The sequence below is a fragment of the Candidatus Dependentiae bacterium genome, from assembly GCA_026389065.1.
GTDB lineage: Bacteria > Babelota > Babeliae > Babelales > Chromulinivoraceae > JACPFN01.
The window spans coordinates 1-19,930 of the sequence record JAPLIP010000033.1 but is presented as its reverse complement, the minus strand read 5'-3'; the positions used below and the strand labels follow the sequence as shown (position 1 = coordinate 19,930).

At 35.3% G+C, this 19,930-nt stretch carries 19 protein-coding genes and 1 other RNA gene; 8 read left to right on the top strand and 12 right to left on the bottom strand.

Features of this window, described 5'->3' with window-relative positions; all coding sequences use genetic code 11:
- Positions 1-53: 53 nt before the first annotated feature.
- Entirely contained in the window at positions 54-1,067 is a 1,014-nt protein-coding gene (locus NTU89_01615; GenBank protein ID MCX5923242.1) for a hypothetical protein, read from the top strand.
- Positions 1,068-1,072: 5 nt separating this feature from the next.
- Positions 1,073-2,065 (top strand): hypothetical protein, encoded by a 993-nt coding sequence (locus NTU89_01610; protein MCX5923241.1) that lies wholly within the window; start codon positions 1,073-1,075, stop codon positions 2,063-2,065.
- On the opposite strand, the gene NTU89_01605 is transcribed toward NTU89_01610, so the two are convergent.
- Together NTU89_01605 and NTU89_01600 are read right to left on the bottom strand one after the other, a co-directional pair.
- Positions 2,062-3,312 carry an exonuclease SbcCD subunit D gene (locus tag NTU89_01605; GenBank protein ID MCX5923240.1) on the bottom strand — a complete coding sequence of 417 codons (1,251 nt, stop codon included), beginning with the start codon at positions 3,310-3,312 and terminating at the stop codon, positions 2,062-2,064. The genes NTU89_01610 and NTU89_01605 overlap by 4 nt on opposite strands.
- Before the next feature lie 15 nt (positions 3,313-3,327).
- Positions 3,328-4,404, bottom strand: coding sequence for an NTP transferase domain-containing protein (locus tag NTU89_01600; protein MCX5923239.1), 1,077 nt, complete (start codon positions 4,402-4,404; stop codon positions 3,328-3,330).
- Between the two features lie 246 nt (positions 4,405-4,650).
- On the opposite strand from NTU89_01600, the gene NTU89_01595 reads away from it, so the two are divergent.
- The 3 genes from NTU89_01595 to rsmA are packed head-to-tail and all read left to right on the top strand — an operon-like array spanning position 4,651 to position 7,828.
- On the top strand, positions 4,651-5,943 hold the full coding sequence (locus NTU89_01595) for a hypothetical protein (protein ID MCX5923238.1): 1,293 nt from the start codon (positions 4,651-4,653) through the stop codon (positions 5,941-5,943).
- A gap of 37 nt (positions 5,944-5,980) precedes the next feature.
- A complete protein-coding gene (locus tag NTU89_01590; protein ID MCX5923237.1) occupies positions 5,981-7,030 on the top strand; it encodes a rod shape-determining protein in 1,050 nt (349 codons plus the stop codon).
- Positions 7,031-7,033: 3 nt separating this feature from the next.
- The gene (gene rsmA, locus NTU89_01585) at positions 7,034-7,828 is read left to right on the top strand and encodes a 16S rRNA (adenine(1518)-N(6)/adenine(1519)-N(6))-dimethyltransferase RsmA (GenBank protein ID MCX5923236.1); all 795 of its coding nucleotides are present in this window, start codon (positions 7,034-7,036) and stop codon (positions 7,826-7,828) included.
- 6 nt (positions 7,829-7,834) lie between these two features.
- Here rsmA and NTU89_01580 read toward each other — a convergent pair whose 3' ends face one another.
- Genes NTU89_01580 through NTU89_01565 form a run of 4 tightly spaced genes read right to left on the bottom strand, consistent with a single transcriptional unit; the run spans position 7,835 to position 10,978 of the window.
- Complete coding sequence (locus tag NTU89_01580) at positions 7,835-8,680, bottom strand: metal ABC transporter permease (protein ID MCX5923235.1); 846 nt, start codon at positions 8,678-8,680, stop codon at positions 7,835-7,837.
- The gene (locus tag NTU89_01575; protein ID MCX5923234.1) at positions 8,677-9,780 is read right to left on the bottom strand and encodes a metal ABC transporter permease; all 1,104 of its coding nucleotides are present in this window, start codon (positions 9,778-9,780) and stop codon (positions 8,677-8,679) included. The genes NTU89_01580 and NTU89_01575 overlap by 4 nt, the downstream gene beginning before the upstream one ends.
- A 5-nt stretch (positions 9,781-9,785) precedes the next feature.
- A complete protein-coding gene (locus tag NTU89_01570) occupies positions 9,786-10,532 on the bottom strand; it encodes a metal ABC transporter ATP-binding protein (GenBank protein ID MCX5923233.1) in 747 nt (248 codons plus the stop codon).
- 14 nt (positions 10,533-10,546) lie between these two features.
- Positions 10,547-10,978, bottom strand: coding sequence for a hypothetical protein (locus NTU89_01565; protein ID MCX5923232.1), 432 nt, complete (start codon positions 10,976-10,978; stop codon positions 10,547-10,549).
- A 288-nt stretch (positions 10,979-11,266) separates the two neighbouring features.
- On the opposite strand from NTU89_01565, the gene NTU89_01560 reads away from it, so the two are divergent.
- Complete coding sequence (locus NTU89_01560) at positions 11,267-12,799, top strand: hypothetical protein (GenBank protein MCX5923231.1); 1,533 nt, start codon at positions 11,267-11,269, stop codon at positions 12,797-12,799.
- Between the two features lie 2 nt (positions 12,800-12,801).
- Here the strand turns inward: NTU89_01560 and NTU89_01555 are convergent, their stop codons facing one another.
- The 4 genes from NTU89_01555 to NTU89_01540 all read right to left on the bottom strand — a co-directional run bounded on the left by NTU89_01555 (position 12,802) and on the right by NTU89_01540 (position 17,331).
- The gene (locus NTU89_01555; GenBank protein MCX5923230.1) at positions 12,802-13,740 is read right to left on the bottom strand and encodes a zinc ABC transporter substrate-binding protein; all 939 of its coding nucleotides are present in this window, start codon (positions 13,738-13,740) and stop codon (positions 12,802-12,804) included.
- 12 nt (positions 13,741-13,752) lie between these two features.
- Entirely contained in the window at positions 13,753-15,141 is a 1,389-nt protein-coding gene (locus tag NTU89_01550; GenBank protein MCX5923229.1) for a hypothetical protein, read from the bottom strand.
- Between the two features lie 77 nt (positions 15,142-15,218).
- Positions 15,219-16,589 carry a hypothetical protein gene (locus NTU89_01545; GenBank protein ID MCX5923228.1) on the bottom strand — a complete coding sequence of 457 codons (1,371 nt, stop codon included), beginning with the start codon at positions 16,587-16,589 and terminating at the stop codon, positions 15,219-15,221.
- 82 nt (positions 16,590-16,671) lie between these two features.
- Complete coding sequence (locus NTU89_01540; GenBank protein MCX5923227.1) at positions 16,672-17,331, bottom strand: HAD family phosphatase; 660 nt, start codon at positions 17,329-17,331, stop codon at positions 16,672-16,674.
- A 96-nt stretch (positions 17,332-17,427) separates the two neighbouring features.
- Here NTU89_01540 and NTU89_01535 point away from each other — a divergent pair, with 96 nt between their 5' ends.
- Complete coding sequence (locus NTU89_01535; GenBank protein MCX5923226.1) at positions 17,428-18,072, top strand: hypothetical protein; 645 nt, start codon at positions 17,428-17,430, stop codon at positions 18,070-18,072.
- Entirely contained in the window at positions 18,069-18,737 is a 669-nt protein-coding gene (gene uppS, locus NTU89_01530; GenBank protein ID MCX5923225.1) for a polyprenyl diphosphate synthase, read from the top strand. Before NTU89_01535 ends, uppS begins: the two co-directional genes overlap by 4 nt.
- A gap of 3 nt (positions 18,738-18,740) precedes the next feature.
- Here uppS and NTU89_01525 read toward each other — a convergent pair whose 3' ends face one another.
- Both NTU89_01525 and rnpB read right to left on the bottom strand, forming a co-directional pair.
- Entirely contained in the window at positions 18,741-19,469 is a 729-nt protein-coding gene (locus tag NTU89_01525) for a PASTA domain-containing protein (GenBank protein ID MCX5923224.1), read from the bottom strand.
- A 42-nt stretch (positions 19,470-19,511) separates the two neighbouring features.
- An RNA gene (gene rnpB / locus NTU89_01520) (RNase P RNA component class A) lies at positions 19,512-19,886 on the bottom strand.
- Positions 19,887-19,930: the final 44 nt, after the last annotated feature.

Below are 19,930 nucleotides of genomic sequence, written 5' to 3'. Positions count from 1 at the left end.
ATCTGTTAACAAGAAGTAGTAAATTTTATCTTATTTTTTAGAGGATCATATTCATGAAGTTTCAAAATAAATATCGCGTAGTGTCTGCAATATTAGTAGTTTCTGGACTAACACTGTTTTCAGGCTGTGCATGGTGGCCATTTGGTGGTTCATCAAGCAAAGAAGAATCAACAAAATCAGAATCTGCGAGCAATGTTTTATTATCAATTAATGGGACTCCTGCTTTAACGGTTGAAAAATACGAAGAGCAATTAGAGATGGCTAAGCAAGCAAATCCACAGATTGGAATGCTTCTTCAGATGATGCCAAATGCAGAAAAAGATTTTATTTTCAGAGGCATGGCAACAGCTGAGATGATGAAAGCTTGGGCTAAAAAAGAAGGCATTGATAAAACTGAAGACTTTAAAAAGCAAAGAGATCAGTTGTGTGACGCAATGGAACTACAGCTTTATATGAAACATTTCGATGAAGCTCATCCTGTAAATATCAGCGATGCAGATCTTTCAAGTTTCTATGAAGAACAAAAAGATGTAATTCCTGCATTGACTCTTTCTCCTGGTGGCGTTGAAACCGTCTATGTTCGTTTTGATTCAAAAGACAAAGCTGATAAATTCTTTGATAAAGTAAAAGATATTAAAAAAGCATCTGCTTTTAAAGCGGCAGCTCAGCAGCATGATCATAAAGCAGGCGACTCTGTAATTAATGAAAAAAGCCAAGTGGGTGATTCAATTAAATCGGTTGTGCTTGATCTTAAAAAATTCCCATCAGTTAGAATTGTTGGTGCTGGCGATAATTCATATTGGGTTCTTTTTGCTTCTGGAAAATCTGATACAAAATATCGCGATCTTAAAACGCCAGAAGTTCAACATGGTTTGAAAAAAATGTTAACAGATCAGCGCAAAGATAAACAAATTGAGAGCGTTGTAAATAAATTAAAAACAGAAATGAATGTTGTTGAAAATCATAAATACTTTGAAGACAAAGAAAATGCAAAACGTGCATCTATTGAAGAGTCTCAAAAAGGTATGCAACAAGAATCATCTGATGATTTAGACATGGTGAAATAAAAAGTATGAAAATAATAAAACTTATTTTAGTAGGTTTGTGTGTGGTTCTGCCTGGAGTTATTCAGGCGGAACCCATTGTTTTAGATCCAGTTGATACAGAGTTCGTCTTGCCGGATCAATTTTTAGATCAAAAAGAAGTTGAACCTACCGTAGAGCATCTATCAGATTTAAGTTCTCTTGAGCAGCAAGAATATGTTTTAATGGATCAAATAGAGTGTGTTGTTTGCGGACCAGAGCGAAATACGCCAATTGTAAATACAGACGTTTCTTGGAAGCGTGCGCTTGATGGAAAGTTTGTAGATCTTCCCAAACAAATTCAGCAAGACATTGTTGCTCAGCAAGTCGTATCAGAAAAAATGCCAATGGAAGCTTCTGCTGCAGAAAAGTATGTTGAAGGATTAAAAAAGCAAAATAATTTAACAGATTTAGACCTTGCAGATATGTTTGCAGAGGTTGGAAGAACGGCTGCAGAAGGTCTAGCCCAGCTACATGATCAATATGTCCAAGAGTTTTTTATGCACTATAAATTTAAATCTCAGCTGGTGGCTACAGATGATGAGATCAATGATTATTTTAATGAATATCCTGAATTTATTAATGGTTGGAGTGATATCCAATTTATAAAAGTTCCGTACGCAAAATCATCTAGAGAGCAAGTCAAAGAAAAAGTAAATAAATTTGTTGCAACCGGTGAGTCGGCAGATGACTCAATTTCTTGGGGAAGTGTAAACAGGCTAGCCGATGATGAAATAGCTCCAGATAAATTATTTATTTTAGAAATGACGGATGGTCAAATTGTCGTTGAAGAAGAAGATGGAGCATTTGAGCTATATAAGCTTGTTGGAAAAGAATCTGCAAGTATAAAATCTTTAGAAGATAGAAGATCTGCAATTATTGATAGCTTAAATCGTAAAAAATTAGAAAAAATGCTTTCTGATTATAATAAATCTGTGAGTGAGTTTGTTGATGTTATTTTCTTAAATCAAGAAAGTGCTTAAATTTCTTCATGACAATCGCCATCAACAGCTTGTTTAAGCTCATCAAGTCTTAAAGCTTTTTCTGTTAAAATTAAAGCTCGTTTTTTTAATGAATCTTGTGACTCAAAATACGTTTGTAAAAGAGTTTCAAGGTTCATTTCATTTTTTAAAAGATCTCGATGCGCCCTTGTTTGCACAGATCTGATTGGGATTATGCCGACAATATGCATAGCGTCGAAGCAATATTTTTGAATTTTTTTTACATCAACCATGTCGGTAAGCGTTGATGGAATCTCATAGGTGATTTTTAAAATAGCGTTTTGAATAGTATGCTTTGCCAGGGCTTTTAAAATCTGCTCTGTTTGATCATCTTGCTCGTTTAAAGAAACATCTACTTGAATAAACGGCCTTGTTGCAAGCGGAATAAAATTATATTTCACATCGTTTTTTTGATTAATTATAACGTCGCAAAATCCTTTTTCTTCTTTTCTTTCACCAAAATCAATTCGATCAATTGATCCAGAATAAATAACTGGAATATTTCCCTTGTCATTTACATTTTGAAATCTGTGTAAGTGACCAAGGGCAACATAGTCAAAAGGTTCTACGGCAAGCTGCGATGGAAGTAAAATTGGATCATGTCCATAAACTGCTCTTTTTTCTGAACCAGAAAAAATTCCAGAGCTTACGGTTAAATGTCCAACTAAAACAGCAGGAATATTTTGATCTAGTTTTCGCGCCATAGTTTCAATAATTGTTGCTAGAGAGTCAGATATGTGTTTTGTAAGATCTGTAGCGCTTTGTGCAAAATGTGTGAAATTAATTGAAACGTTATGACGGTTTGGCCAAGGGATTCCGACAATTTGGATTGGCCCTGATTTTGTTTGAATAACTAAGCTTGCTGGTTTTGAAAACACATGAAATCCGTCAATTGGTAGGTGGGCAAAAATATCAAGAGCGTTTGCTTTTCCATAGCTGAGTGGATTGTCATGATTTCCAATAACTATAACGACAGGAATACTTGCTTTGTAAAGCTTCATAAAAGACTGCATAAGAAGCTTCTGTTGCGTAGGGCTTGGATTTGCGGTTTTGTAAGCGTCTCCTGCAAAAACAAAAAGGTCTACATTTTGTGCAATTGCATAATCAACGCAAGCATCAAAAGATTTTTTAAAATCTAGTAGGCGAGAGTGAATCCCTGTTTCGGGATCAACTCTGCCATAATTCTCCATTCCAAAATGAATGTCTGCTGTATGAATAAATCTAATCATGAAATGTGTTGCCGTTTATAAAATTGTTTCTTGTATTTTTCTTGCGCCCATAAAACTTACTTCTGACACATCTTGTTCGCTGTATTTGTCAATTTGTGTAAATGATGAAAGTTTCATTTCTTTTGTAATTTTTGACTGAGAAATAATCATGTGCGGCGGGATTGTGCATTGTTCTTCTATTGTGCTATTTTCTATTTGCGTATATGCGCCAATAGAGCTTCGAGATTTAATTTTTGTGTGTCCAAGAAGCATTGCTCCAGAGCCTATGTAGCATCCTGGTTCAATGGTGACCGTTTCATCTATCAAAACATTTAAAGTGTTTGCAAATCTAACCCCATGATCCATCCAGTGTAACATTAATTGTGATCGCTTGATATGTTCAATTGCCCAAAGATCAGCAAGGGTATCGATGCTGCGAACAATATCAAAAGAGACAGAGGTGGTTATAATTTTACAGTGATTGTCGCTTGCGATTTTTACAAGCTCTGGCAAATAAAATTCGCCTGTTGACTCATTTTTTGAAAGTTTATCAATATAAGTATTTAAAAAAGAGCGTTTTGCTATATAAATTCCTGCGCTGATACAGCACTGATCAGCATCATCGCCTTGGTCTGTGTTGGGTTCTTCTGATACTTGAATTTTATTATCATTAATGATAACGCGAGAATACTTTTTAGAATCTAGATCTATTCCATGGGCTGTTATAAAGCTAATGTCTGCATCTGTTTTAATGTGTTGGCGATATAGTTTGTTAATAATTTCTGGAGTGATTAAAGGGATGTCGCCATTCATTAAAAGAATATGATTTTCAGACCAAATGTCTTTTGTTAATTTTGCTGCATGACCTGTCCCAAGAGGTGAAAGTTGCAAAACAAAAGTTACCTCAGGATTGCTGCTTTGAATAATTTTTTTAATTCTATCGTGTTGGAAGCCAACAACAATTGTTGTTGGAATGGATAAAGATTTTAATAAATTAACTGGGTACAATATCATTTCGGTACCACAGATTTTTTCAATTAGTTTGGTTTTTCCGGTTTGAAAGCGTTCTGATATTCCACCAGCAAGAACGATTGCTTGCAAATTTTCTAACACAAGAGCTCCTTTATAAAACATATCATTTTTATATAATAGTTTTTTACTAAAATTTTTTCGCCGAAAAAACTATTAAAGTGTAGTATAGATTTAAATATAGAATGATGACAATATAATTTTTTATTTTATAAAAAGCTTTGTCTTTTTTAGTTATTTGACAAAAAGAGTTTTGAAAAACATTAAAATGATTTAAAATAAGAATAACAATTTTCTGTTTTAAAAAATGTTTGTATCTAAGGATAAAAAGTGATCGTAGCAACAAGTTTTAGGCGTTATTTTCTAGTTAAATTTCTTTTAGTTTTAACTGCCTGCCAAAGTAGTTATACAATGGTCTGGGACAATAGATACTTTCCTTGGTTTGATCAATTATATACAGGTTCTGATAGCAGGCATTCAAATCTAGACGTGCAAGGGTTTGTTGTTGCTGGTGGAAAAGCATTTCGCCAACAATCAAAAGCTACAAGAGATGATCAGTCTGTTTACTATCCAGAACTTTTTGGTGAATTAAAATTAGCAAGTGTTGGGGCGGCTCTTTCTGCTGCTGGTAAAACAAATCCAATTCCTGCAGATTGGCTTTGGAACTCTGAAATTACGGCTTTTATGCCATCAACCCTTGAAGGTCAAGGTGTTGCGTTTTCGGGTTATGCATCACTTACCGATCACATAGGTATTGGTGGCTCTGCTTTCATTATGAATTTAAACGCATCTGTTTCAGTTGTTCCTACTCCAGAAACCATTTCAAAATTATTTTTAACTAATCCTGGAAACCAAGCTCTATTTACTCAAACTATGCAAAAAATGTATCAAGAGTTAGATATCACTGGAACTTCTATGCATGAAGTTGGTGTTGGTGATGTGGTTGTCTATCTTAATATTTACGATGTTTATGATTATCGATTTAAATTTAAAAAATTAGATTGGGGTTCTTATTTTGGAATTATTATTCCTTGCGGCACTCGTCAAAATATTCACAACCTAGCATCAGTTCCCTTGGGTGGTGGTTATGGAACGTGGGGTTGGTTCATTGCTCCTCGCGTTGAATTTGAATTGCGAGATGATTTAAAATTTGGAGTTCAGGCTAGACTGACTCAAAGAGTAGATAAAACAATTAAAGCGCGTCTTCCTATTTATGGCACTGGAAAGCAAGCAAACGAGCAGCCACTGTTTGCGCCAGTTGTCGATTCTGTTTATGTAGATCAAGAGCCTACTTTTAGTTTAGCACCTTATTTTGTATTTGAAGATTTGCGTGCAGGCTTTGGGATACAGGCTAAATACACCATAACGATTCATGGGCATGATTCTTTTATGCCAAAAATAAAAAACTCTACTCTTAAACCAAGGGTTAAAGATTTAAATTATTATTCAGGGTGGATTCAGGAGTATGCGAGCATTCGCTTATTTTATGACATTGGTCATGATAAATCATGGCAATATAATCCGCTTGTTTATTTTACGTGGGATATACCAATGAATCATTTGGCAGGAAGGGGATTTGCACAAACAAATAAAGTGGCTATTGGCTGCAACTTTAATTTCTAAATTTAATTTTTAATGTGAGACCAAGATGATCAAAGATATGTTTAAAGGCTTTATACCAGCGCGTAACTGGATTAGCTTATTTTCAAATGATATTGCAATTGATTTGGGAACAGCAAATACGCTTGTTTATGTTCGCAACAAGGGAATTGTTCTAGACGAACCTTCTGTTGTAGCTATTAAAAATAGCACCAAAAAAGTACTTGCTGCGGGAAAAGCAGCAAAAGAAATGCTTGGTAAGACTCCGGAAAGTATTACAGCATGTCGTCCTATTCGTGATGGAGTTATTGCTGACTTCGAATTAACAGAAAGCATGCTTCGTTATTTTATTCGTAAAGTTCACAATAATCGCAGAACATTAGTTGCACCTCGTATGATCATTGCAGTTCCATCAGGGATTACTCAAGTGGAGCGTCGTGCGGTAATTGATTCTGCTAAGCAAGCAGGAGCTCGCGATAAGCCGATGACAATTATGGAGCCTATGGCGGCTGCAATTGGAGCAGGATTACCGATTCATGAACCGTTTTGTAGCATGGTTGTAGATATTGGTGGTGGAACAACAGAAGTAGCAGTTATTACGCTAAGTGGTGCTGTTTTTTGTAGATCAATTCGTGTCGGTGGTGATGCAATGGATCGTGCAATTGTTGCGTATGTCAAAAGAAAATATAACTTGTTGATCGGTGAACGTACTGGTGAAGTTATTAAAATGCAAATTGGTACAGTTATGCATGAAGTGGGAGAATCTCAGTCTCTTCCAGTAAAGGGTCGTGATTTGGTAACTGGTGTACCAAAAACAATTACGCTTACTGATGCAGAAGTAACTGAAGCACTTCTTGAAACAATATCAAATATTGTTGATGTTGTTCGTGTTGCATTAGAAAATACCCCGCCAGAATTATCTTCAGATTTGGTTGATCGCGGCATTGTCATGGCTGGTGGAGGGTCTTTACTTCGTGGTCTTGATAAATTGCTTGCAAAAGAAACAGGAATCCCAGTGCGCATAGCAAAAAATCCATTACTTTGCGTTGTTGAAGGTGCTGGAAAAGTACTTGAACAGCTTGAATTTTTTAAAGACGCATTGATTGATTAATATATGAATTATAATAAGCCATACCTACAGGGCATAGAATTAAAAAAAAGATACGGACAGCATTTTTTAAAGAATCGACTTTATGTTGATCGAATGGTTGATGCTGTCAAGCTCAATGACACTATTTCTGTTATGGAAATTGGGTGCGGCGAAGGAATCTTGACTGGCGCTATTTTAGAAACAGCTTGTAAGAAATTACAAGTTTTTGAAATTGATGAACAGTGGGCAAATCATGTACAAGAAAAATATGGTTCTGATAATCGATTATCAATAACGTTAAATAACGTTTTGGATGAAAGATGGGATGAGCTGCAGTCACAAGCTCCATGGGTTCTTTTGGCAAATCTTCCCTATCAAATAACATTTCCTATTTTGTATTTATTACAAAAAAACAGAGAAATGTTTTTAGAGGGTGTGGTTATGGTTCAAGAAGAAGTGGCACAAAAAATTGTAAAAACTTCTGGCAGGGGCCATGGTTATTCTTCATTATATTTTCAGCATTATTTTGATTGGAAATTGCTGGATAAAATTGCCCCTGAGGCTTTTTATCCAGCACCTAATGTTTTTTCTCGGTTGCTTTATTTTAAGCCAAAAAAAGAAGTCCAAGAAATTCCAAACGATGTAGAGTTTTGGAAGTTTATTAAATTATGTTTTTGTCAGCCAAGAAGAACCCTTAGGAACAATCTAGCTCAGTCTCATTTTGATATAAAAAAACTTGATGATGCAACGCTCAAGCGTAGAGCTGAAGAACTTTCTATGGATGAAATGCTTAATATTTGGCAAATTCTTGATGCCTAGATTTAATTAGAATTTAAATCTGCCTTTTAAAGCTAGAGTCATAAAAAAAATAAAACCGTTAATGGTTGCAATTGATCCGGCAATCGAAGCATTTAATAGATTGGCGACAATGCAACCACTGACCGCTGCAATCAGTGAAATCTGACAACTGATAATAATCATGTGTGATAATTGTTTTGTTAGAAGATAAGCTGTTGCCGGTGGAATAATCATAAATGCAACAACCAAAATTGCTCCGGCGCATTCAAAGGCGCCAATAATTGTAAAACAGGTTATCGTCATTAACCCATAATTTATCCAAGCAGGATGATAATTAAGCAGAGTTGCATAGTCTTTATCAAAAGTAGTTATCTTTAGGGCTGGATAAAACAGTGCGATAGTCGCGATATTTATAGCTAAAATTAATGTCATAATCCAAATGCTGCATGGTCCCAGATTGTATCCATATGCCGTTAAACTATTAAATGGTGAAAATGACAGCTCGCCTAAAAGTACTGCGTCTATATCGATATGAATACTGCTTGCGTATAAATTAATTAAAACAACTGCGATAGAAAAAAGAAGTGGAAAAATGATTCCTATAATCGCATCAGGTTTTAATCGCTTGCTGGAAATTAAAAGCTCTATGAGTGCAATCATGGCAAGCCCCGTGATCGTTGCACCAATAAAAATCAATGGTGAGTGTAGATTTTTTACTACAAAAAAAGAAATAACGATTCCAAGCAAAATAGCATGGCCTAGCGCATCGCTCATTAAGCTTGTGCCGCGTAAAATTAAAAACGTTCCTGGCAAGGCACATGAAACTGCGACCAACATTGCTGTTATCAAAAGATGTAGGTAAATAATATTCATAGTTTTTGCTTTGGTATAATTAGTTCATTTTTTAGTGTTTCTAAGCCGTTTGGAGTAAGCCTCCAAAAATTTTTCTGCGTTGGCTCAATGAGTCCATGGCTTTGCAGATACGTAAGTGTTGAGCTTGTACCCTTTTTCCCCAGAGCTTTAAGTGCAGCCAGGTCATGCGCATGGAAAGGATCAGTTTTGCTTTCGTTAAAAAGCATAAAATGTGAAAGCATTTTTAATGCATTAATTTTTTTAGTTTGTATTTTTTGTTTTATAATGGTCGTGATAATTCCATTTTGGGAAAAAAGCATAGAAATAAATGTAATCGAGCAAGCAATGATTACAATCGTTGGTCCAGTTGGAAGATGTGGTATCGAGCTACTTAAAAGTGTGCCGATAGTGGTAGAAAAAAGTCCAAAGCAAGAACTAAGAAAAACCATAGTTGATAACGAGTTTGTCCATTGTCTTGCTGCGCCGGCTGGTGCTATGAGCAGTGCGCTTATTAAAATTACGCCAACTGTTTGTAGCCCGACAACAATGGTAATAATGGTAATAATGCTAAGCAAAAAAGATATCCATTTGGTTGGCACGCCAATACTTTCGCCATAATCCTTATTGAATAAAAATATTTTATATTCATTCCAAAAAAGTTTTAAACTCAGAAAAATTATGATCGTTGCGCCAGTTATAAAATACAGATCGCTATTGAGCATTGTTGAAGCATTTCCAAGTAAGTATTTGGTAATTCCTGCTTGGTTTGCGTTTGGGCTTGTTTGTATTTTGCTTAAAAGTAGTGTTCCAAGTCCAAAAGATGTAGCGAGAACGATTCCAAGGGCAGTATCTTTTTTAAGCGAGCTGTGAGCTGTAATATAATTTATTGCGATGGATCCAATTGTGGCAGAAAAAATTCCACCAATCATAATAATGCATGGCAGCTTACTTTCTGTAAGTAAAAATATACCGCAAATTCCAGGAAGAGTTGCGTGAGCAATCGTGTCACCAAATAAGCTTTTTTCTTGTAATAAAATAAAGCAGCCAACAATTCCAGCACTTATACCAAGAAGTCCTGTTCCAAGAAGAATAATGAGTAGCGTTTGATCAAAGATAATCATAAAAATTACATGTCGCTTATGTTGCTAAAAAGATTATTTGTTTGGAATGTTTGAGCAATGTTTTCACGGGTTAAAACATCTTGAGTTGGCCCAAGCGCTATATGTTTTATGTTCATTAAAAAGGTCCAGTCAAAATATTTTTTTACAGTTGTTAAATCATGGTGCACGACAATTATTGTTTTGCCTTCGTTTTTGAGATCATGTAAAATCTGCAAAATAAGTTTTTCGCTTACTATGTCAATTCCAGCAAAAGGCTCGTCTAAGATAAAAATGTCTGCTTGTTGAGCAAGCGCTCTGGCAAGAAAGACTCGTTGCTGCTGACCACCAGAAAGTTGACTAATTTGCCTTGAGGCAAATTCTTGCATGTTTACCATTTCTAAAGACTTTTGTGCAATTTCTTTATCTTTTCTGCTTGGTCGACTAAAAAATGAAAAGTGGCCATATCGGCCCATTAACACAACGTCAAAAACGTTTATCGGAAATGACCAATCAACAGAACTTTTTTGTGGAACGTATGCAATATTATGAGTTTTGCGATTATATGCATCATCAAAAATTTTTATAGAACCAGTGGTTGGTTTTATAATTCCTAAAATTGATTTAAGAAGCGTTGTTTTTCCACTACCATTTGGTCCAACAATTCCTAAAATAGTTTTTTCAGGAACAAAAAAATCAAGATCCCAAATTACCGGCTTTTCATGGTAAGCAACGGTAAGATCTTTTATAGAAATGGCAATTCTTTTTGGATCCATCATATATTTTCAGACTATTTTTTGCTTTTAAATAAAGGAGAGTTTATAAGGCTTGCAAAGAAACTATTGTTCGATGGCGTATTTTCTTCTCTAAGTGATGCATTCATTGCATGCGCATCTATCCAATCAGCCTCGAGCTTTTCATATGCATTATAAGCTTTAAAAATATCAGTTGATGTTATTGTTGGTGTCGCTGTTTTAGTGTTGCGACTGCAATACTCAATATCAACCAACCATGATCGTTCAAGCGCTACAATTTTCATTCTTTCGTTATATAAATCTTCATTTGTTAAGCTCAAAAGTCTTTCGCGTTCACTTTTTGGAGCTTCTGATTTTTGTAGGCTAAAAGAAAAAAGTTTTTTAAGTGTATTTTTTGTATCACTGGGAGTTATTTTTGAGCTTGCAATTGTGGCCATAAAAACAATAAAAATGGTGCTATTTTTCATAATCTTTTCGTAGGTAAAAAATGAGTATTTATATAGTTGATTATAGCTTTTTTATAATTTTTTTGAAACCTAAGGCAATAGAGGTTCTTTATTTATAAAAAATAAAATTTAAAATTCTAGTTTTTGAAATTTGTACGACTCTGTCGCAACGATCAGATCGGCCCATTGGGTCTCTTTCGTATAATTTGCAATTGGATTTCAATTTATACGCTTTTAAAAACTCTTGTTTTGAGTTTGGCGGATTTGATAGCCTGCTAGCAATGGTATTTTAATTTTAGGGGGAACAAAATGAATTCAAAGCTATTTTCAATTTCAATATGTGCACTTGTTGCCATCCATGGGTCACTGTTTAGCATGCGACAGTTAACTGCAAAAACAGGCTCTAAGGCAGCTCAGTCAGTTGCTGCAATGAGTGGCGCTTCGAGAGCTTTTTCTGCAAGGCCTTGGCCAACCCAGAATGCTATAAATGATGCAAAATCGATTGCTTTAGCTAAGCCTCTTGATCAAGGGCAAGGCAATCAACAAAAATCAGAATCTGGCGCAGGAGGACAAGAAAATCCAAGGGCAAAATGGTACCAAGGCAAGACATTTAAATATCCAGCTGCAGGTATTGCTTTATCTGCTGGAGTTGCAGGATTTGATAAATATCAAAAAAGCATTTCTCGTGACGATAAAGAATTGGTAGATAGCCTGACTTTGCCTGAAAAAGAAAAAGTTGATCAATTAGCCGAGCAGGAAAAAGAAAATCCTATCGGTGAAGAGCAAAAAGAAACTTCTATCAGTGAAGAACAAAAGGCAGCAGAAGAAAAAGAAGCTAAAAACAATGCCAAAAAAGAAGAAAAAATGCTTAAAAAAAGAGAAGAAACTTGGGCCAAAACAGACGATGTTGCAACGGTTGATCCAGAGCTTTATCAAGTTGTTTTGAGAATGAAAAAAGATTTAGGAATAATGCAGGATGTGCCTGTTAGGATAGAAAAACCAGGATCCAGGATACTTGGAGATAACTCGTCTGCGCATTTTAATCCGGCATTAGATTGTATAATTATAAAGAATGATTATCGTAAATGGAGCAAAAGTGTTTTGATCGCAACATTACGTCATGAGCTTGAGCATTATTGTCAGTCTCATGGACATATAGGTAGTAGTGATGCGCTGAAAAAGCAACGCGTGCTTATCGATAAGTCTGAAAGCCTTCAAGAGAATTTAAAAGGACTTACAGAAAGGGCAAAAAAAAGACAGGAACATGATCCTTATGGATTGCATCCTTCGCTTGTAGTGAGGACGAAGAATTTATCTCCAGTTTACGATGGAGAGAGAGAAATTGGATTTAAAGAGTTCGATGAACAGATGCAGCTTATTTATAATACCTATGATATGTATAAGGATCAACTTACCAAGATAGACCGTATGAAAGCTGAAACTGGTGCTGATGCAGCAGCTGCTGGATATTTTGATTGCCCCGATTGTTTAAGGTCTGTTGCTGATGAGCCAGGACAATTTCCTTATGGACCTCACGAAACAGATGGGCATTATTTCACAACAGAGAAAGGTTATTTTTCAAAAGAAGATTATGAGCCATACATAGAGCGTGCAGAGTGTGAAGGAGCTGCGTGTAAGGGTCATGCTTTTCAACGCAGTGCTAAGAAAATATTAAACAAGTTTATTGAGGATCAAAAAAAAGAAAATCCTCAAAATCTAAGGGACAAAAATGGCTCAGATTCTGTGGATAAATTAGGTGAACTGGAAGAATCCCTTTGTGAAGAATTCTCAAAGTTTACACTAGCCGATTTTTTACCAGAAGGCTTATCAGAAGAAAAATAAGCTTATTTATTAAGGCCTTTGTAGATTGTTCCGACATTTGATTGAAGCATTCCAAGGTATGTGCCTTGAAGTGTACCAGGTGAGCCAAGAGCATCAGAAAAAAGCTCATCACCAATTTGCACATCCATTCCAAGATATCGTACGCCTTGGGCCAGAGCTTGAATGTTTCGAGATGGAACAGAAGTTTCTACAAAAATTGTTGGTATTTGATGATGATAAATAAAATTAATAAGGGTTTGTACATCTTGGGTACCAGCTTCGCTTGCGGTACTGATGCCTTGCAAACTAATAACCTTAAAGTCATAAGCTTTTGCAAAGTATGAAAAAGCATCGTGGCCTGTAATTAAAATTCGTCTTTCTTTTGGAATGCTTAGCATTTGAGCTTTAGTTATATCATAAGTTTGATGAATTTTTTTTATGTAGGCCTTTTTATTTTGCTCATATAAATCATGATTTTTTGGATAATGTTTTTGTAGCGTGTGCGTAATGGTTTCAATCGCGTAACACCACAAAATTGGATCAAACCACACATGAGGATCTACGAATTGGTCATGCTCAGCAGACTTTATTAAATCTTTTTCTGGCATTGCTTGACTGATGGGAACGGTAATTTTGAGTGAAGACATTTTTTCAAATAGTTGGCTCATTCGAGCTTCCAAGTGTAGTCCATTATAAAAAATAATGTGTGCTTGTGAGATTTTAAATACATCTTGTTCGATTGGTTTGTACAGGTGAGGATCTACCCCAGGGCCCATTAAAACCTCAAGATCAATAGTGTCGCCTGCGATTTGTTTTATGCCATCTCCAATAATTGTGGTTGTGCATACCACCAATGGCTTGGATGATTTATCTGGGTTTTTGATAATGACAAGTTTAAAGTAAGCGGCTGTGAGTGCTAAAAAAATAATGGTGAGTAGTGCGAAAAGTTGTTTAAATCTCATAAAGTTTTTCCATTATTTTTTATTTGGGTGATTCATTGGCGCAGGAAGGTGGCCAACGTACACCGGATCATTTTTATGAAGATTAATTGACTCAGAAAGCTTTTGCTTGTCTGTTCTTTCAAGATAAAGAAGTCGTCGAATCTCTTTCCATTCATATTCTGCAATGTTTAAAGCACCATACACTTTTTGATTGTAAATTTGGATGTTGTAATCATCTGGAATAAATTTTAACGCATGCTGTGTCATGTGTTTTAACAATACCGGATCAAAGAAAGGGTATGTAGCTTTAAATGTTTTTTTATTCATGCGATACGGAAGAAATTCTATCGTGTTAAATTGTGGCTTTATATGGGCAACGATATCTCGAGGCATATTTGGATTTTCTTGAATGTACTTTAGAAAAATAGGCGTAAAAGTTAATACTGGAAGTGGTTGTAGCGGAAATGTTTTTCTATAGGTTAAAATAGTCCAGCCCATAAACCACAGCTCAAAGTGACCAGGATCATAGTTAAGTTCGTTAAAATATCGTTTTAAATCTTTTTCATCGGTTGGTAATTTATCAAATTCTATGTCTTTTGATTTTGGTTCATATTCAGTAATTTTAATTCTAATCTGCGTAAGCTTGTCTGGTAATCTAAAATTACGACGTTTATTAAATTTTTTGTGTGAGAAAAATCTTTTAAATGAAAAAAAATCAAGCATTTGAACGCGGTCAGATCGTGAGTAAAAGTTATAGACCTTTTTAAAAATAGGGCTATTTATTAAGAAGTCTGTTTCAATTTGGATTGGGGTTCCAAAGATTATGAGTTCATCGACAAAAAATTGATGAGCCTTTGGCTTTGTAGAGTGCAAAGCTCCAAGCTGTAGCGCTAGGTTTCCACCATGGCTGTAACCAATAAGTCGTATTTTTGGATTAAGCCCTTCTTTTTTTAGCTTTGTAATTAATTTTTCAAGATCTTGGTGTAAGAAAGCTGACTCAAGATATCGTAACTTATTGCTTATAAGCCCACTCCATCCAAAAGTATAATATTGATCAGAAGGATTGTTGCCGATGTGTCTTGAAATTTCTTCAAATGATGCAGCAAGAATTGGCGCTGCGGCATTGTTGTGAGGGTGTTCTATGTCGATTCGATGTAGCCCGAGTCCTGCCATCGCTTGATTTTTATAGAAAAAAGGATCTCGGCGATTAATTTCAGTTGAGCGATAATATACAGATTCTTCGATGGTATCGGTAAGCATTTTTACCATGTTTTTAATGGTCAAGTGTGGTCTGAGCGAAAAAGATCCATGAATAAGGACCGTTATCCAAATATCTTTATTTGTCTTATCTAGCTCTTCTTGCGCGAAAAGACTAATGTTTGTAAAAAGTAAAAGCCCTAAACATAATTTCGTTATAGTCATATTAAGCCTGCTTTTTATAATGTTTGTAATAATTTTTGTAAATATACATAGCTTGCATTGCTTATTAAAAGAGATATTTATTTTTTTATCCAAACAACAATCTGCGCACATAGATAACCAAGAAAAGATAATGTTAATGGTATGACGTCTTTGGCTATCGCGCTCATCTCAAAAAACTGCACTCCTATAAGTCCAAAGACTCCACACAGTATCGAGCTCCATGCGGTCAAAGGATTTAGTGATCGAGCAAAATAAGCAATCATTGTTGGCACAAAAAGACAGATGACAGAGATGCGATAACTATTTTCCAAAATCAAAAGAACGTCACTTTCTATGAAAAAAGAAATAATAAGAGCCGTTGATCCAATGAAAAAAGAAATCAACCTTGTCGTAAAAAGTTTGCCTTTTTCTAGGGGCAGGAATTTACTAAAATCCTGAACAACGTTTGAACTAATCGCACAAAGCAATGAGCTTGCTGTTGAGCTAATTGCTGCAATTATTCCGCATATGACAAGTAGGAAAAATAGTTTGCTTGATACTAAAAAAAGTATAGAAATGAGTGGACTTGCTCCTTGCGGAACAATGACATGTTTGATACGTGCTAAAATTCCAAAAAATATAGGAATGCATGAAAAACCAATTAAAAATAATGCCGCTAAAAATGCAGAAATAGTTGCAGTGGCCTTTGTTTTTGCTGCAAAGAATTTTTGAGCAAGATCTTGTTCAATAAGTGAAAAAAGAGTTGGTATAAAAAGCAGTGGTAAAAATGCATATAAGTCTGTTTTTACATCAAAGAAATGATTTTGAACAAGTGTTAATTTTGCAATGTTTATAAGTGCTCGGGGTGAAGATGGCAGTGAGGTAAAAAATAAAAATACAAAAACAGAAAAGATAAAGATAACTTGTAAAATGTCTATAATTACAATTGAATGCAGGCCGCCAAGCATGCTGTAAAAAATAAGAAACATCCAGCAGCTTATTAAAACGTAAGGATCGGTAATTTTTAAGCCCAGAAATAAAGTTTTTGATGCAATAATTTGAGCAAGAAGTATTCCCGATAAGCTTAAAATTGAAAGCGCTGAGGCTAAAAGCCGTAATTTATATGATCCATAATGGGTTTCAAATAGTTCAGCCGTGGTGCTGATATTTAAAGATCTCATGCGTGATGCAAGGCCGAGTCCTAAAATAATAAAACCAAGACTCATTCCCAGGGTGTATAAAATCCCCCAAAATCCAATATGGTATGCTCTATGCGCAGTTCCTAAAATCATTCCACTGCCAAGTTGGCTTGCAACAAGAGCAAAGGTTAACTTAAAAACTCCAAGGCTTCTATCTGCCAAAAAATAACTTTGCAGTGTTCTTACGCCAAGCGCAGACCAGACACCAAGAGCTAGATAAAAAAAAGCCATACCGAAAAGAACGCTAAATAATAAGTATTGATCGATCATAAATATCACTTGCCTAAATTGTTGAAGTATAAAGATTCTAAAATATATTGGTCATCATAGCATGCATGTTGTCGTTTTCAAGTTACTGTATAAATGATTCAATTTCCAAATCGTCATATGCTTCAATTATATGATCAGCATGAGAAATAGCGTTGCGATCCATTCCGGTGTTGATTCCAATGCAAAACATTCCAGCAGCTTTTGCAGCAGTGATTCCATGAGCAGAATCTTCAATAGCGATACAATCTTGAGGGTCTATTTCTAACATGTTTGCAGCATGAAGATAAATATCTGGTTTTGGCTTTGCAGCTTTATTAACGATATCGATTGAATAAATATGATGCTTAAAAAAGTTATCAAGCGGAATGTGCTGTAAAATTCTATCAAGAGATCTTTGGTTCGCGTTTGTTGCGATTGCTGTTTTTAAATTTAAATCGCAAAGCTTTTTATGAAAACGATCAAATCCTTCGATGAGTCGCGCTTCAGCTTTGAATCGTTTAAATGCAAGGCTTTCTTTTTCTGCAATCAATTCTTCAAGCGTTTCTTTGGTATTGAACGTATCTTTTACAAATGCACATGTTGAGTAAAGTGATGCGCCTTTAAGCATTGGCAAAATAGCCATGCATTCTTTTTCGCTTAAGTTTGCTTTTGATTTGAGCATTTCTTTTGTAGCGCTTTCCCATGCAGACTCGGTGGTTATGATAGTGCCATCCATATCGAAAATGATTGCTTTGTATTTCATTAAAAAATCCTTTTTACGTAGCTGTACAATGATTATAGATCAAGGTACAATTATGACTGTTGTATATCAGATTATCATAAAAATAAGTAAAAATTTATGAAAAACAATCTAAAAATAATTCCAGTTGCTTTTTTGGTGGTTTTGGCTCATTTCTTACCTTTTAATTTAATTGTTGGATCGATCAATTGCACGTTTTCGTGGTCATCCATGATAGCTCCAGTGATTGCAGATCAATTTGGCTTAGGATGGGTTTGGCTACTTTGTGTTTCTAAAAAAATGTTTTCTATGAAAGTTTTATCACTTTATGGAATAATCCGATTTGCTTTTCATCGGCTTCCGTTGTTTTTTTCTAGCAGAGCGTTTCAAAAAAAAGAATGGGCAACGTCGATTATTTTGCCTGCAACCTGTATGGTTTTATTTTCATATCATGAAGTTGGCCGAGTTGCATGGGTTTATTCTTTGTATTGGATTATTCCTATGGCATTATTTTTTGTCAGAGACTTACCTTGGTCTCGGGCGCTGAGCGCTTCATTTGTTGCTCACGCTGTAGGATCAGTTGTTTGGCTGTACACCGCATCAATTCCAGCTTGTGTTTGGATTGGGCTTATCCCTGTTGTTTTTATAGAAAGACTTTTGATTGCTGGTGGAATACTCATTTGTAATTATTTGGTAGTCTGTTTGGGGTCTTATTTTAAATCACTTAAAAAGCATCAAAGCTTTGTGCAAACGGGTCCTTTATGATTTCACATCTTGCATTAATTATGGATGGAAATCGTAGATGGGCAAAATCTCGCGGAATGTTTCCTTGGCTTGGGCATCGTCAAGGCGCAAAAACTGTTGAAATCGTCATAAAATACTGCATTGAACAAAAAATATCTTATGTTTCTTTGTACACTTTTTCACTTGAAAACTTTAAACGGTCTCAAGAAGAAATCTCTTATCTTTTTGCGCTTATCGATGAAGCAAGATCTAGAATTAAAGAGTTTGTTAAAGAAGGTGTAAAAATTAAATTTGTTGGCGATAGATCCGTTTTGCCCCAAGAAACTAAAAATTCATGTGATGAAATTGAGCGAGCTACGGCAGAATGTAAAAACTTACAGTGTAATTTTTTACTCAGTTATGGATCTCAGCAAGAAATTATTGCTGCGGTTCAAGAATTAATTCGACTGCAGCCAGAAGAAGTAACCATAGATTTGTTTAAAAAGCATATGTGGATGGGAGATATTCCTGATCCTGAATTGATTATTCGCACTGGGGGCGTAAAGCGTCTGAGTAATTTTTTATTATTTCAAGCGGCATACTCAGAGATTGAGTTTTTAGATTGTTTGTGGCCAGATCTGACCAAGCAGTTGCTTCATGAAACAATAGCTAAATCTGTTTTAGCAAAGAAAAATTTCGGTAAATAACTTTTATTTTTTACAAACTTCTAATTGAATGGTTGCATTGTCTTGCAGGTTAATAATTGAACCAGCAAGAGGCTTTTGTGCAATTATGGTCATGTCGTTTGAGTAAGGCTCTGTAATTTTTTGATTTTGACAAAAGACTGATACCGTTAAAGAATGACTTTTTAGGAATTCTACAACTTCAACAACTTCTTTATCTGTCAGTGTTGGCATAATATATTTATTTTGTTTTTCTTGAGCCGTATATAAAATCATTTTTTTATCAACGACTGATTGCGATGGTTGTGGTATTTGCCCAACGCATACACCCTTTGGTGCGTTATAATTTATGCCATATGTTTTAAATTTTAAATGTTGAGCTTTTTGTATTTTTTCAATTTCTCCATAAGATTTTCCAAGAACATTTGGAGCTTTTGCGGCTGGTGGAAGTTTTGTAGTAATGACTAAAATTGATTGATGTGATTTAATCGATCGCCCGGGAGAAGGCTTTTGGCTTATTATTGTTCCTTGTGGAGCTCCCTGACATTCTTTTTCTGCAATGAGCTGTATGGTTATTTGATATGGCGAAGTTTTTTCAATTGCTTGATGTAGCGATAAGCCAATGAGTTCTGGAGTTTTATATGTTTGGTTTCCAACAAGTAGGTTGCTGAGCACGTAGCCTAAAAAGAAACAGATAAATGGAATTATTGGAACTAGATATTTTAAAACATCACTAATTTTTTTAAATATTTTCATAATTTTCAATAATATCTTAATTTTTTAGATAGTTTTTAAATTAAAAATGGCAGACAATAAGCCGGATTCTGTTCTGCACATTTCTGTGCAGTGGCAACCATTTATCTATGCGACATACCCGCAAGTACGGTATCAAGCGACCTGCTTGCTTACTTTGTCTTGCTCCTGGTGGGGTTTGCCTATACCAATGCATTACTACATTGATCTGTGTGCTCTTACCACACATTTTCACCCTTACCATCACTTTTACAAATAATGGCGGTTATTTTCTGTGGCACTTTCCGTCAACTTTTTCAAATTTCCCTGAGTTAAGCTTTTAAGGGCCTGCGCAGGCACCATGCTTGAAAGGAGTCCGGACTTTCCTCTCATAAATAAATTAATAAAAATAAATTTACAAGCGATTGCCTTGTCTGCCATATTTTTAGTTTAGCATAATCGATATGTTAAATCAAAAAGCCATT